The sequence below is a fragment of the Nocardioides sp. HB32 genome (assembly GCF_054058995.1).
The window spans coordinates 3,838,446-3,851,781 of sequence record NZ_JBSSBS010000001.1; the positions used below are offsets into that span (position 1 = coordinate 3,838,446).

Annotated in this window: 12 protein-coding genes and 1 pseudogene; 2 read left to right on the forward strand and 11 right to left on the reverse strand. The window is 72.3% G+C overall.

Features of this window, described 5'->3' with window-relative positions; translation table 11 throughout:
- Positions 1 to 57: 57 nt before the first annotated feature.
- Positions 58 to 495, reverse strand: a pseudogene (gene rpsP, locus ACVW2K_RS19310) (30S ribosomal protein S16); the annotation flags it as partial.
- 180 nt (positions 496 to 675) lie between these two features.
- Between rpsP and ACVW2K_RS19315 the strand changes: the two are divergent.
- On the forward strand, positions 676 to 1,275 hold the full coding sequence (locus ACVW2K_RS19315) for a hypothetical protein (protein ID WP_028636142.1): 600 nt from the start codon (positions 676 to 678) through the stop codon (positions 1,273 to 1,275).
- Between the two features lie 105 nt (positions 1,276 to 1,380).
- Here the strand turns inward: ACVW2K_RS19315 and ACVW2K_RS19320 are convergent, their stop codons facing one another.
- Together ACVW2K_RS19320 and ACVW2K_RS19325 are read right to left on the reverse strand one after the other, a co-directional pair.
- Positions 1,381 to 3,033, reverse strand: a complete 1,653-nt coding sequence (locus ACVW2K_RS19320; RefSeq protein ID WP_155991946.1) for a hypothetical protein — start codon at positions 3,031 to 3,033, stop codon at positions 1,381 to 1,383.
- Positions 3,034 to 3,130: 97 nt separating this feature from the next.
- On the reverse strand, positions 3,131 to 4,294 hold the full coding sequence (locus ACVW2K_RS19325; RefSeq protein ID WP_331279512.1) for an amidohydrolase family protein: 1,164 nt from the start codon (positions 4,292 to 4,294) through the stop codon (positions 3,131 to 3,133).
- Between the two features lie 67 nt (positions 4,295 to 4,361).
- Here ACVW2K_RS19325 and ACVW2K_RS19330 point away from each other — a divergent pair, with 67 nt between their 5' ends.
- Positions 4,362 to 5,525 carry an ROK family protein gene (locus ACVW2K_RS19330; RefSeq protein WP_457203615.1) on the forward strand — a complete coding sequence of 388 codons (1,164 nt, stop codon included), beginning with the start codon at positions 4,362 to 4,364 and terminating at the stop codon, positions 5,523 to 5,525.
- Here ACVW2K_RS19330 and ACVW2K_RS19335 read toward each other — a convergent pair.
- The 8 genes from ACVW2K_RS19335 to ACVW2K_RS19370 form a co-directional block, all read right to left on the reverse strand.
- Positions 5,522 to 5,887, reverse strand: coding sequence for an NYN domain-containing protein (locus ACVW2K_RS19335; RefSeq protein WP_028636146.1), 366 nt, complete (start codon positions 5,885 to 5,887; stop codon positions 5,522 to 5,524). The two genes, ACVW2K_RS19330 and ACVW2K_RS19335, sit on opposite strands and share 4 nt — an antisense overlap.
- A complete protein-coding gene (gene ffh / locus ACVW2K_RS19340) occupies positions 5,887 to 7,449 on the reverse strand; it encodes a signal recognition particle protein (protein WP_028636147.1) in 1,563 nt (520 codons plus the stop codon). Before ffh ends, ACVW2K_RS19335 begins: the two co-directional genes overlap by 1 nt.
- A gap of 38 nt (positions 7,450 to 7,487) precedes the next feature.
- The gene (locus tag ACVW2K_RS19345) at positions 7,488 to 9,719 is read right to left on the reverse strand and encodes a [protein-PII] uridylyltransferase (protein ID WP_051548684.1); all 2,232 of its coding nucleotides are present in this window, start codon (positions 9,717 to 9,719) and stop codon (positions 7,488 to 7,490) included.
- Between the two features lie 7 nt (positions 9,720 to 9,726).
- Positions 9,727 to 10,065, reverse strand: coding sequence for a P-II family nitrogen regulator (locus tag ACVW2K_RS19350; protein ID WP_457203616.1), 339 nt, complete (start codon positions 10,063 to 10,065; stop codon positions 9,727 to 9,729).
- Positions 10,066 to 10,132: 67 nt separating this feature from the next.
- Positions 10,133 to 10,471 carry a P-II family nitrogen regulator gene (locus ACVW2K_RS19355; RefSeq protein ID WP_028636149.1) on the reverse strand — a complete coding sequence of 113 codons (339 nt, stop codon included), beginning with the start codon at positions 10,469 to 10,471 and terminating at the stop codon, positions 10,133 to 10,135.
- Positions 10,468 to 11,787 (reverse strand): ammonium transporter, encoded by a 1,320-nt coding sequence (locus ACVW2K_RS19360; protein WP_231496124.1) that lies wholly within the window; start codon positions 11,785 to 11,787, stop codon positions 10,468 to 10,470. Before ACVW2K_RS19360 ends, ACVW2K_RS19355 begins: the two co-directional genes overlap by 4 nt.
- 187 nt (positions 11,788 to 11,974) lie before the next feature.
- Positions 11,975 to 13,075: a signal recognition particle-docking protein FtsY gene (gene ftsY / locus ACVW2K_RS19365; RefSeq protein WP_457203617.1), complete on the reverse strand. Its 1,101-nt coding sequence runs from the start codon at positions 13,073 to 13,075 to the stop codon at positions 11,975 to 11,977.
- Positions 13,076 to 13,099: 24 nt separating this feature from the next.
- Complete coding sequence (locus tag ACVW2K_RS19370; protein ID WP_028636152.1) at positions 13,100 to 13,288, reverse strand: hypothetical protein; 189 nt, start codon at positions 13,286 to 13,288, stop codon at positions 13,100 to 13,102.
- Positions 13,289 to 13,336 lie beyond the last annotated feature (48 nt).

A 13,336-nucleotide genomic window follows, 5' to 3' on the forward strand; every position in this document is an offset into this window, starting at 1 on the left:
GGCGACCTCGGGGGTCTCGTCGGCGGGAACCGGAGCGGTCTCCTCGACAGGAGTCTCAGCAGGAGCCTCGGCGGCGGGGGCCTCCTCGGCGGGCGCCTCGACCTTCTTCTTCGCGGCGGCCTTCTTGGTCACGGCCTCGCCCCGGGGCTCGCTCTGCGCGTCCTTGAGGGCCTGGTTGAAGAGGTCGAGCTTGTCCGGCTTCGGAGTGGCGACCTTGAGGGTGCCCTCGGTGCCCGACATGCCCTTGAACTTCTGCCAGTCACCGGTGATCGTCAGGATCTTGGCGACCGCGTCGGACGGCTGTGCGCCGACGCCCAGCCAGTACTGCGCCCGCTCGGAGACGACGTCGATGTACGACGGGTCCTCCTTGGGGTGGTACTTGCCGATCTCCTCGATCACCCGGCCGTCGCGCTTCTTGCGCGAGTCGACGACGACGATGCGGTACTGCGGCACCCGGACCTTGCCCAGGCGCTTCAAACGGATCTTGACGGCCACGTCTGTGGTGTCTCCTCGAACTCGTGTGTGGGTGAAGTGTCCTGACCAGGTGGGGAAAGCACCGGCAGAGACCTTCGATGGGCACTGCGGCGTCCGGATGAGAGGGTCCGGGCGCGCAGGACTCAGCGGCCAAGTCTGCCAGACTCCCCGGCCGAGACCGAAATCGGGCAGAGTGGGCCCGTGAGCAGCGCTGCGCCACCCCCGCCGCCGCCCGGAGGCTACCCGGCGGCGTACCCGGCGCGGCCGCAGAAGTACCGCCCGAGCGGCTGGTGGTTCGTGCTCGGCAGTGGCCTGGTCGTCCTCGCCATCGGCATCGCGGTCGGGGTGTTCGTCTGGCTGCTGGCGGCGTTCCTGGACTTCGACGCGATCGTCGACGCCGACGGGCAGCCGCACAACGTCACGGTCGGCACCGACCGGGACCGGATGCTCTGGACCGACTCCACCGCCCAGAGCTGCCGGCTCATCGACCTCGACAGCGGGGAGCCGATCCCGCTGCACCGGGTGAGCGGCGACTTCTCCCGCTCCGACAGCCACGGAGACTTCGAGGGCTTCCTGCGCTTCTCACCGGGATCCGGGCACGTCGTGATCACCTGCGTGCAGACCGACGGCAGCTCCCCCGGCTCCGTGCTGATCGGGCCGATGCCCCGGATCGGCAGCCTCGTGGCCGGCGTGCTGATCGCGATCCTCGTGCCCGCGCTCCTCGGGCTGGCCGGACTGGTGATCATCATCGTCAACGGCATCCTCTGGTCCACGAGGCAGCCGAGGCCGAAGGGCGTCTGAGGGCCCGGGCCGTCGGCACCTGCTCGTCGCCCTCGGCGCACCGCCAGTCCGCGACCCCGGCCGGGCGCCGCCGGGCGCCGGACCGGGGTCGCGGTCGTGCGGGTCCTACAGGTGCGAGCGGATCAGGAAGTTGTCCTGCTGGGGAATCGGGAAGCCCTCGCCGAGCAGCTTGACCGAGCGGTAGTTGGCGTTGAAGTGCGTGAGCGCCACGTCGTGCCGGGCCAGCACCTCGAAGTAGTCGCCGATGAACGCCCCGCCGAGCAGGGGGTCAGCCTCGGTCTCGTTCGACACACGGGTGAGGCGCTGCCGGTCCACGACCCGGCCCTCCGGGGTCACCTCGGTGACCTCGACGTCCTGCCGGTTGTGGAACACCGGGTCGAAGCGGCTGGTGTACCAGGCGACCGCGAGATTCCGCCCGCCCTCGTTGGCCGAGATGGTCGGGAAGTAATTGTCGCCGCCCGCGGACAACGTCCTCGTGCCGCTCCAGCTGACGCCCTGGTTGTCGGAGTACCGCATCCGGATCGCGGGCTCCTCGCAGACGCTGTCACCCAGTGCCCGTGCCCGGCACCCGTCCCAGACCACGAACACCCGTGTCTTCCCGTTCACGACCTTCACGTCGCTCTTCGGATACGTCGCCACCCGGAAGTCGTTGGCGTGCAGCGGTGCGATGCCGATGTTGAGAGGTTCCTCCGCCACCTGGCGCGGCGGGCCGAACGTGGTGCTGCCCGGCGGTGCGACCCGCAGCCAGAACGTCATGTGCTCCGGGGGCTCGAAACCGGTCTCCAGGTCGTTGTCCTGCTCCCACGTGATGTACGTCGACCCGTCGGGCGCGATCGTGACGTCGCCGAACTGGATGCTGGGCTGGTCACCGCTGATCAGCATCGGGTCGGTGCAGGCGAGGTCCAGGGTGCACCGGACCGCCATGATGCTGTTGGAGGTGTACACGCCGGTGCAGCCGACGTCGGGGCACCGGAACTCGCTGTAGACCACCCACACGTACTTGCCGTCGGTGTACGCCCACGGCTTGTCGAGCAGCACGTGCGGATCGGTCGACTGGGCCACGACCTCACGGTCGGGCCAGCACGACGGGTCGGTACCACCCGGGCAGCGGGCGAGCGTGGCCGCGTCCGAGCGGTAGATCCCGACGCCGTTGGGGAAGAAGTCCTCGGGGTCGTAGTTGAGGTCGACGGCGAGGAACGTGCAGTCGCGGGTCGAGATGTCGACCGGGTCGCCTCCGGACGGGACCATCGTGCCGCCGCCGAAGTCGATCGCCGGCAGGAGACCCTCGTTGCGCACGGACGACCCGCCGTTCGTCGAGAAGTGCCAGCCGGTGAAGTTCTCCTCCGGGTCGAGCAGTCCGCGGTAGTCGTTGGTACCGCCCAGGACGTTCTGCCCGTGGTGTCCGCAGGCAGCGATCGACTCCTCGTTCTGCGGCAGCCCCGTGTCGTCGTGGTTGAACACGGCCGACGACAGCGGCCCGGTCCCGGGACCGGAGCTCGTCGATGCCGCGCGGTGCTGCTCGATCAGCGCGCGCAGCTCCTCGTACCGTGGCCGGGCTCCTTCGGGCGCCGCTTCGGGATGCGCGATCAGGTAGCGGGTGACCGGAGCCGACGAGAGCTTGCCGGCCGCCGGTCCCAGCCCGTCGGGCGAGATGCTTCGCTGGTGCGGCGTCGCGCCCGCGAAGGGCGCGGCGACCAGCGCCACCACTGCTGCCAGGCCGACCGCCTTCGCGATCCGGGCCCGCCGTGACTGCCACACGAGAACCACCAACTCTCAAGCAGACGATGTGAGCGACGTCACGCTACGTCCGGCCGGTGGGGCTCGGCATGGTGCAGATTGGGGATGTCCGGTGCAGCTACGCCACGACGGCACCGCGCAGGACGACGGCCGACGGGCGCATCAGCACCGAGAGGTCCTCGAGCGGGTTGGCGTCGTAGACGACGAAGTCCGCGGGCGCCCCCTCCTCGAGGCCGGCGTTCCACCCGAGCCACTCCCGCGCGCGCCACGACGCAGCCCCGAGGGCGTACTCGGGCGGCATGCCGAACGCCGCCATCGCGACCACCTCACCGGCGATGTTGCCGTGCCGGCTGATGCCGCCGCCGTCGGAGCCGGCGTACAACGCCACCCCGGCCTCGTACGCCGCCATGATCGTGTCGCGCCGGCTCACGAACAGGTCGGTCATGGTGCGGCCGTAGTCGGGGAACTTCCCCGCGGCCGACGCCGCGTGCTCGGGGAACTTGTCGGTCTGCATGACGGTCGGCACCAGCGCCACCCCGCCCGCGACCATCGCCTCGACCTGGTCCTGGTGCAGGCCGGTGCCGTGCTCGATGCAGTCGATGCCGGCCTCGATGAGCCCGCTCAGCACCTCGTGACCGAAGCAGTGGGCGGTCACCCGGGCCCCGTGCTCGTGCGCGACCCGGATGGCCGCGGCGAACGCCTCGGGCGGGAACGACGGCCGGAGGTCCCCGTCCTCGCGCGAGATCCAGTCGCCGACCAGCTTCACCCAGCCGTCGCCGCGCTCGGCCTCCCGGGCGACGTACGCCGGGAGCTCGGCCGGTTCGACCTCGTGCGCGTAGCCGCGGATGTACCGCTTGGTCCGGGCGATGTGGCGGCCGGCCCGGATCAGCCGGGGCAGGTCGTCGCGATCGTGGATCCACGACGTGTCGGCGGCGGAGCCGCAGTCGCGGATCAGCAGCGCGCCGGCGTCGCGGTCCTCGATCGCCTGCTGCTCGGTCGCCTGGTCGGAGACCGCGCCGTCGTCGTCCAGGCCGAGGTGGCAGTGCGCGTCGACCAGTCCCGGGACGATCCAGCCGTCGACGCCACCCTCGGCCCCGGGCACGTGGTCGAAGGTGACGTGGCCGTCGGCGACGTACAGCGTGCGGGGCTCGCCGTCGGGCAGGACCGGACCGGAGAACCGCAGGGCGCGCATGTCCCCGGACGCTACCGGGTGCTGGTGCGCCCGCAGCCCGAGCCCGTACAGGTCCGCGGTCGAGTGCGATCGCGGATCCTCCGGGTCCATGCGGAAAGGCCGCTGGCGGAGCCGCTCATCCGTGCGAGGTCCGGATGAATCGGCGTACCGTCGCGGGATGCCGCACTCGAGCTCCCTGGAACGGCTCCGCGACGGCAACCGGCGCGCGATCACGGCGCTCCTCGCGGTGGAGGGACCGATGAGCCGCGCGGACCTGGTACGCGGCTCCGGGCTGTCCCGCACCACGGTCTCCAGCCTGGTCGGCGAGCTGATCGCGGCCGGTCACGTCGTCGAGACCAGCGACCGCGGCCGGCCGCACAAGGGCGGCAGCGGGCGGCCCCCGCTGCTCGTCGCGCTCGTGTCGCCCGGCGGCGGCGTCGCCGGGGTCGACATCGGGCACCGGCACGTCCGGGTCGCGGTCGCCGACCGGCGCGGCGTCGTGCTCACCGAGCAGAGCGAGGCGGTCGACGTCGACGAGGACGGGGTCGCGGCGCTGGACCGCGCGGCCCGGATGGTCCGCCAGGGCCTGCAGGCGGTCGGGCTGCCGGCGTCCGATCTCGCCGCCGCCGGCATGTGCGTACCGGCTCCGCTGGACCGGAGGTCCGCGCGCGTGCGCACCGGGATCCTGCCGGGCTGGCGGGAGATCTCGCCGGCCGAGGAGCTGCACCGCCGGCTCGGCGTGCCGGTGTTCGCCGACAACGACGCGAACCTCGGTGCGCTGGCGGAGCTCGGCCACGGCGCGGCCCGCGGCGCGAGCGACGTCGTCTACGTGAAGGTCGCGAGCGGCCTCGGCGCCGGCATCGTCCTCGGCGGCCGGCTGCACCGCGGCGCGAGCGGGATCGCCGGCGAGCTCGGGCACGTGCAGGTCGGCGAGGACGGCCAGGTGTGCCGGTGCGGCAACCGGGGCTGCCTCGAGACCCTGGTGTCGGCGCCCCGCCTGCTGGCCCTGCTGCAGCCGGCGTACGACGAGGAGCTGTCCGTCGAGCGGGTGCTCGAGCTCGAGCAGTCCGGTGACGCCGGGGTGCGCAGGGTGCTCTCGGACGGCGGCCGGGCGGTCGGCCGGGCGCTGGCCGACCTGTGCAACAGCCTCAACCCCGAGGTGGTGGTCGTGGGCGGCTCGCTCGGCGCGTCGGCGTCGCTCCACGACGGGATCCGCTCCTCGGTCGAGCGGTACGCCCAGCCCGACACCGCCGCCGTGCTCCGGATCGTGCCGGGCGAGCTCGGGGACCGGGCGGAGGTGGTCGGCGCCGTGTCGCTCGCCATCGCCCGGATCAGCGTCTAGAGGTGGTCGAGGAGCCAGGAGGGGCTGAGCGCCTGGGCACCCACGCCCCCGACCCGGGCCTGGAGCATCCGGTCCGCGGTGACCACGACGGTGCGCCCCTGCCCGGCAGCGACCCGGGCCTGCTCGACGATCGCCTCGTCGCCCTCGCCCTGCGCGTGCACGGTGCGGACATGGCCGTCGCGGCCGGCCCTGACCCCGCCCTTCGCCTGCCCCTCGAGCACCAGCACGACCTCGTCGTACGGCAGGTCGGCGACGAGCAGCTGCTCGTGCAGGCGCCGGGCCGCGCCGGCCCGGTCCTTCCACCACCCGTCCGGGCGGCTGCCGACGACGTTGGCGCCGTCGACGACGAGCGTCGTGGCCACTACTTCAGGAACTTGGAGAAGTCCTTCGGCAGGTTCAGCTGCGCGGCGGCCTTCTCGTAGTCGAGCTCCTCCTCGCCGGCTGGCTTGCCGAACGGGTTCGCCTTGGCGGCATCCGCCCGCTCCTTGTCCGCCGCGGCCTGCTGGGCGGCCTTCGCCGGGTTGCCGGAGACCCGCTTGCCCTTGCCCTTCTTGGGCGCCTGCTTGGCCTTGCCCCGCTTGCCCGTCCCCGGAATGCCCGGCATGCCGGGGATCCCGCCGCCCTGGGCGAAGGACATCATCATCTTCCGGGCCTCGAAGAACCGGTCGACGAGCTGGTTCACGTCAGACACCTGACGGCCGGAGCCGCGGGCGATGCGGGCCCGCCGGGAGCCGTCGATCAGCTTCGGGTTGGCCCGCTCGGCCGGCGTCATCGACTGGATGATCGCCTGGATCCGGTCGATCTCCCGCTCGTCGAAGTTCTCGAGCTGGTCGCGGAACTGGCCCATCCCGGGCAGCATCCCCATGATCTTCGACATCGAGCCGAGCTTGCGGACCTGCTGCATCTGCTCGAGGAAGTCGTCGAGGGTGAACTCGCCGCCCTGCCCGGTCAGCTTCGCCGCGGCCTTGGCCGCCTGCTCGGAGTCGAACGCCTTCTCGGCCTGCTCGATGAGCGTCATCACGTCGCCCATGTCGAGGATCCGCGAGGCCATCCGGTCGGGGTGGAACAGGTCGAAGTCGGTCAGCTTCTCGCCGTTCGAGGCGAACATGACCGGCTTGCCGGTGATCGAGGCGATCGAGAGCGCCGCACCACCGCGGGCGTCGCCGTCGAGCTTGGTGAGGACGACGCCGTCGTACCCCACCCCGTCGAGGAACGCCTGGGCGGTCGTGACCGCGTCCTGCCCGATCATCGCGTCGACCACGAACAGGATCTCGTCGGGCTGCACGGCATCGCGGATGTCCGCGGCCTGCTTCATCATCTCCGCGTCCACGCCCAGGCGGCCCGCGGTGTCGACGATGACGGTGTCGTGGAGGGTGCGCCGGGCCTCCTCGAGGGACTGGCGGGCCACCGCGACCGGGTCACCCACGCCGTTGCCCGGCTCCGGCGCGAACACCGGTACGCCGACGCGCTCGCCGTTGACCTGGAGCTGGTTGACGGCGTTGGGGCGCTGGAGGTCGGCGGCCACGAGCAGGGGCGTGCGGCCCTGCTCCTTGAGCCACAGCGCGAGCTTGGCGGCCAGCGTCGTCTTGCCGGCGCCCTGGAGGCCGGCGAGCATGATCACGGTCGGGCCGGTCTTGGCGTACCGCAGCCGGCGCGTCTCGCCACCGAGGATCGTGACGAGCTCCTCGTTGACGATCTTGACGACCTGCTGGGCGGGGTTCAGCGCCTGGCTGACCTCCTCGCCGCGGGCGCGCTCCTTGACCGCACCGACGAACTCCTTGACGACGGGCAGCGCGACGTCCGCCTCGAGCAGCGCGATCCGGATCTCGCGCGCGGTGGCGTCGATGTCGGCCTCGGAGAGCCGGCCCTTCCCCCGGAGGTTCTTGAAGGTGTCGGCGAGCCGGTCGGAGAGTGTGGCGAACAAGATCGTCCTCAGCAGTCGTTCGTGAGCGTCCGCCCAGCCTAACCGGGGGGCCTCGAACCACCCGAAAGCGCGGCGCGTACGGCGTGCGCGGCCTCGGCCGCCCGGGTGTCGGGGAGGGCACCGGCGCCCGGCTCCTGGAGGTAGAACACGTCCACGGCCTGCGGGCCGAGGGTGTCCACGTGCGCCGATCGGACGGCGACGTCGAGCGCGGCCAGTGCGGCGCAGACCAGGTAGACCACACCCGGCCGGTCCGCGGTCCGCACCTCCAGCACCGTCGCCTGGGCGGAGGCCTCGGGGCGTACGACGACCGTCGGCTCGAGCCCGGCGACGTCGGTCGGCCGCAGCCGCCGGCCCGCGTCGCGGCGGCCGTCGACCACCCCGTCGTACCGCTGCTTCAGCACGGCCGGGTCGAGCCCGGGCTCCCCCACCTCCCAGACGGACACGGCGTACTGGTCCTGCGACCACGCGCGCGCGGCACGCACGGGGATCCGCGCGAGCGCGAACGTCGCCGCGAGGTCGGCCAGCAGCCCGAGCCGGTCGAGCGCCACGACGGTGACCCGACAGCCGTCGGCAGCCGGTTCCACGGCGACCGAGGTGCCGCCCTGGCGGACCACCGTCGGCACCTCGACGTCGTCGGTCGCGATCGGCGGCAGCGTGGTGCCGGTGTCCAGCGCGACCCGCGCCCGGCGGGCCAGGTCGCGCACCAGCCCGGAGCGCCAGGAGGACCACGCCTTGGGCGCCGTGGCCCGCGCGTCGGCCTCGGTGAGCGCGAGCAGCAGGTCCAGGGCCTCGACCGACCCGAGCCGGGACACGACCAGGGCCACGGTCGCGGGGTCGTCGGGGTCCCGGGTGGTGGCGGTCTCGGCGAGCAGCAGGTGCCAGCGCACCAGGCTCGCCACGAGGTCCACCGCCTCCGCATCGAAGCCGATCCGGCGCGCGATCTCGCGGGCGATCGGCTCGCCCGCGACGCTGTGCTCGGTCAGGCCACCCTTGCCGATGTCGTGCAGCAGCGCGGCGACCATGAGCACGTCCGGCCGCCCGACCTGGCGGATCAGCGCGGACGCCTCGACGCAGGTCTCGACGACGTGCCGGTCGACGGTGAACCGGTGGATCGCGGACGCGTGCGGCAGCAGCCGGATCCGCTCCCACTCGGGCAGGACCGCCGGCAGCGCGCCGGTCTCCTCCAGTGTCTCCCAGACCGCCAGCAGCCCGCGACCGGAGGCGAGGAGCCGCACCAGCAGCCGCCGTGCCTCCGCGGGCCAGGGCTCAGGCATCGGTGCGGACTGGCGGGCCAGGCGGGCGGCCGTCGCGGGGGCGAGGACGACGTCGCGCTCGGCCGCCTCCGCGGCGGCGCGGAGCAGCAGCAGCGGGTCCTCGGCGGGCTTCGCGCGGGCGTCGAGGACGACCTCGCCCGCCGACAGCGCGACGCCGGGCGCCAGCGGCTCCAGCTGCGGGCGGCGCGGCCCGCGGAGCCGGGCCGGCTCGGCGAGCGCGGCGTCGGCCCGCCGCCAGGTCAGGTGGGAGAGGTGCGCGATCCGCCGGCCGAGCTCGCGGACGTGCACCTGGGCGGCGCGCGCGTCCGACAGGTAGAGCCGGTGCGCGACCTCGCTCCACAGCTCCGGGCCGATCCGGTCGGTCCCCCGCCCGGCCGCGACCTGCACGGCATCGCGCACGTCCAGCAGCGCCAGCCGGCTGCGCTCCAGCTCGACGTGCGGGACGTCGACCAGCCAGGTGGCGACCAGCGCCTTGAGCACGGTCGCGTCCCGGAGTCCGCCCTCGGCCTCCTTCACGTCCGGCACCGAGAGGTGGGCGAGCTCGCCGACCAGCTCGTGCCGGGTCCGCACCAGCTCACGCAGCGCCGGCAGCCGGTCGCGGGACCCGCGCCGCCAGTGCGCCAGCATCGTGGTCCGCAGCCGCATCGTCAGGCCGGTGTCACCGGCCAGGTGACGGGCGTCGAGCAGCCCGAGCGCCACCTTGAGGTCGGCATCCGCGGCCTCGACCATCTCGGCCATCGTCCGCACCGAGTGGTCGAGCCTGGTGCCCGAGTCCCACAGCGGGTACCAGACCTGCTGCGCGACCCCCGCCACGTCGACGCCGTCGTCGGAGACGAGCACGACGTCGAGGTCGGAGTACGGCGCGAGCTCGCCCCGGCCGTAGCCGCCCACGGCGACGAGGGCCGCGCCCGACTCCGGGCCGCCGCTCTGCTCGTAGGCCTTCGCGCACAGCGCGTCGGCGTCGGCCGTCCTGCTGGCCCGGTCGTCGGAGGTCATCGGGTGGTCAGATCGCCCTCTCGTCCCGGTCCCCCGTGCGGACCCGCACGACGGACGCCACCGGCGTGACCCAGACCTTGCCGTCGCCGATCTGGCCGGTGACGGCCGAGCGCACGATCGTGTCCACGATGTCCGCGGCGTCCTCGTCGGCGACCACGATCTCGATCCGGAGCTTCGGCACCAGGGTCACGTCGTACTCCGCCCCCCGGTAGACCTCCTTGTGGCCCTTCTGCCGCCCGTAGCCGTTGACCTCGCTGACGGTCATCCCGGACACGCCGGCGGCCTCGAGCGCCGTCCGGACGTCCTCCCACTTGTGCGGCTTGATGACCGCCGTGACGAGCTTCATGGCCCGATCATGCCGGAGGGGCGCCGTGGCCCCGCCCCTGCGTGAGGAGCCGGGCCACGGTGTGCCCTCACAGCGCGGCGTCGTCCCGGTCGCCGGTGCGGACCCGCACCACGGTGTCGACGGGGCTGACCCACACCTTGCCGTCACCGATCCGGCCGGTCTGCGCGGTCTTCACCACGATGCCCACCACGTCGTCCGCGTCGTCGTCGCCGACGACGATCTCGATGCGGATCTTCGGCACCAGCGCGATGTCGTACTCGGCCCCGCGGTAGACCTCGGTATGGCCCTTCTGCCGGCCATAGCCGCTGACCTCGCTGACGGTCATGCCGGTGACGCCGAAGGTCTCCAGCGCCTCGCGCACGTCCTCCCACTTGTGCGGCTTGATCACCGCGGTCACGAGCTTCATGCGTTCACTCCTTCGGTCACGGTGCTCTTCGCGAGGATGGAACCGGCGCCGCCGGTGCTCCCGCCCAGGCCGGCGTGCAGGTCGTACGCCGACTCGCCGTGCTGGTCGGAGTCGATGCCCTCGACCTCGGCCTCCTCGCTGATCCGCCAGCCGAGCGTGAACTTGATGGCGTACGCGATGATCGTGGTCAGGACGCCGGTCCAGAGGATCGCCCACCCCGCCGCGGCCGCCTGGTCCCCGAGTGAACCGAGTCCGCCGCCGTAGAACAGGCCGTCGATGCCGCCGGGGGCGCTGGCGGTCGAGAAGAGGCCGATCAGCAGCGTGCCGACGAGGCCGCCGACGAGGTGCACACCGACGACGTCGAGCGAGTCGTCCATGCCGAGCTTGAACTTCAGGCCGACGGCCCAGGCGCAGAGCGCGCCGGCGACCAGGCCGATCACGATCGCGCCGGCGATGTCGACCGCGCCGCAGGAGGGTGTGATCGCGACCAGGCCGGCCACGATGCCGGACGCGGCGCCCAGCGAGGTGGCCTTGCCGTGCAGGACCCGCTCCATCACCAGCCAGGCCAGCATCGCGGCGCAGGTGGCGATCGTGGTGTTCAGGAACGTCACGCCGGTCTCGGACATGAACTGGGCGATGTCCTTCTCGCCGCCGTCACCCTCGAGGAAGACCATCGAGCCGACGTTGAAGCCGTACCAGCCGAACCACAGCAGGCCGGCCCCGATCATGGTCAGCGTCAGGTTGTGCGGCCGCATCGGCTCCTTGCCGAAGCCGACCCGCTTGCCGATCACCAGCGCGAGCACCAGGCCGGCGACGCCGGCGTTGATGTGCACGACCGTGCCACCGGCGTAGTCCTGCGCGCCGAAGTGCTTGGACACGAAGCCGACACCGGTGCTCCACACCTGGTGGGAGATCGGGAAGTAGCAGATCGTCACCCAGACCGGGACGAACACCACCCAGGCGGACAGCTTGACGCGGTCCGCGATCGCACCCGAGATCAGCGCCACCGTGATGGCCGCGAACGTCATCTGGAACATCACGCCGCCGATGTAGGACTCCCACGGCACGTCCTTGAGCGCCCAGGCGTCGAACGGGTTGCCGAACAGGCTGCCGACGTCGTCGCCGGCGAAGGCCATCGACCAGCCCCACAGCACGTAGACGATGCCGACGATGCCGAGCGCGACGTACGACATCATCATCATGTTCAGCACGGACTTGGAGCGGCTCATGCCGCCGTAGAACAGAGCCAGTGCCGGGGTCGTCATCATCAGGACGAGGGCGGTCGCCACGATCATCCAGGCGTAGTAGCCGTCCACTGAACCTCCAGGGATCACATCTCGGGAGGGCGAGCTCGGCCGCGACAGCGCTGTCGGCCCCGGGGTCCGCCCCATTGGGGAAGACCCTCGGCGGCGGAGGTTTCAGGACCGGTGGCCACTTGTTGCGGTCGTGCAACGAGTTCCCGCCGTGTGTAACTTCGGTGTTACGACAACCTCAAGGGCGTCCTCAGCCCAGGAGCGCGTCGACGAACGCACCGGCGTCGAACGGCGCCAGGTCGTCGGGACCCTCGCCGAGGCCGACCAGCTTCACGGGTACGCCGAGCTCACGCTGCACCTGCACCACGATGCCGCCCTTGGCGGAGCCGTCGAGCTTGGTGAGCACGATGCCGGTGACGTTCACGACCTCGCTGAAGACGCGTGCCTGGATCAGGCCGTTCTGGCCGGTGGTGGCGTCGAGGACGAGCAGCACCTCGGTGACCGGCGCCTGCTTCTCGATGACGCGCTTGACCTTGCCGAGCTCGTCCATCAGGCCGGCCTTGTTCTGCAGCCGGCCGGCGGTGTCGACGATGACGGTGTCGGCTCCGGTGGCGACGCCCTCCTTGACCGCCTCGAACGCGACGCTGGCGGGGTCGGTGCCCTCGGGGCCGCGGACCACGTCGACGCCCACGCGCTCGCCCCAGGTGGCGAGCTGCTCGACGGCGGCGGCGCGGAAGGTGTCGGCGGCGCCGAGCACGACCTTGCGGTCCTCCGCGACCAGGATCCGCGAGATCTTGCCGACGGTGGTGGTCTTGCCGGAGCCGTTCACGCCGACGACGAGGACGACGCCGGGGTTGCCGTCGGCACCGCTCACCTGCAGGCGCCGGTCCATGTCCGGGCCGACCAGGTTCAGCAGCTCCTCGCGGAGCACCGTGCGGGCGTCCACGGGACCGCCCGCGACCCGCAGGCGGGTCCGCAGGTGCTCGACCAGCTCCTGGGTCGGCGCGACGCCGACGTCGGCGGTGAGCAGAGTGTCCTCGATCGACTCCCAGGTGTCCTCGTCGAGACGGTCGCGCGAGAGCAGCGCGAGCAGGCCGCGGCCGAGGCCACCCTGCGAGCCGGCCAGCCGCTGGCGCAGCCGGACCAGGCGGGACGCCGTACCCTCCGGGCGCTCGAGGACCGGCTCGGGTGGGGGCGCGACGGGCTCGACCTCGGTCGGCGCCTCGACCGCCACCGGCGGCGGCGCGGCGACCTCGGCGGGCCCGCGGCCGCGCCGGGACGCGACCAGGCCGACGACGGACGCCACCGCGACGACCGCGATGGCGATGATCAGGTAGAGCCAGTCACCCATGGCTCAATCCAAGCAGAGCAGGGCTCAGAGGCGGTGCTCGGAGTCCTCGTACTCGAGCTCCAGGACCGGCACGGCGTCGGCCGCCCGGTTCATCATCTCGCCGAGCCACGGAGCGTTGGGGACCTCCTCGCCACGGTGCGGGAACGCAACGTAGACGACGACGAGTCCCGCCACGACCAGCACGACCAGCATGGCGACGACGACGAACAGCACGGACTACCTCCCGAGATCGGCTTCCTCCACCGTGCCACATACCCGGAC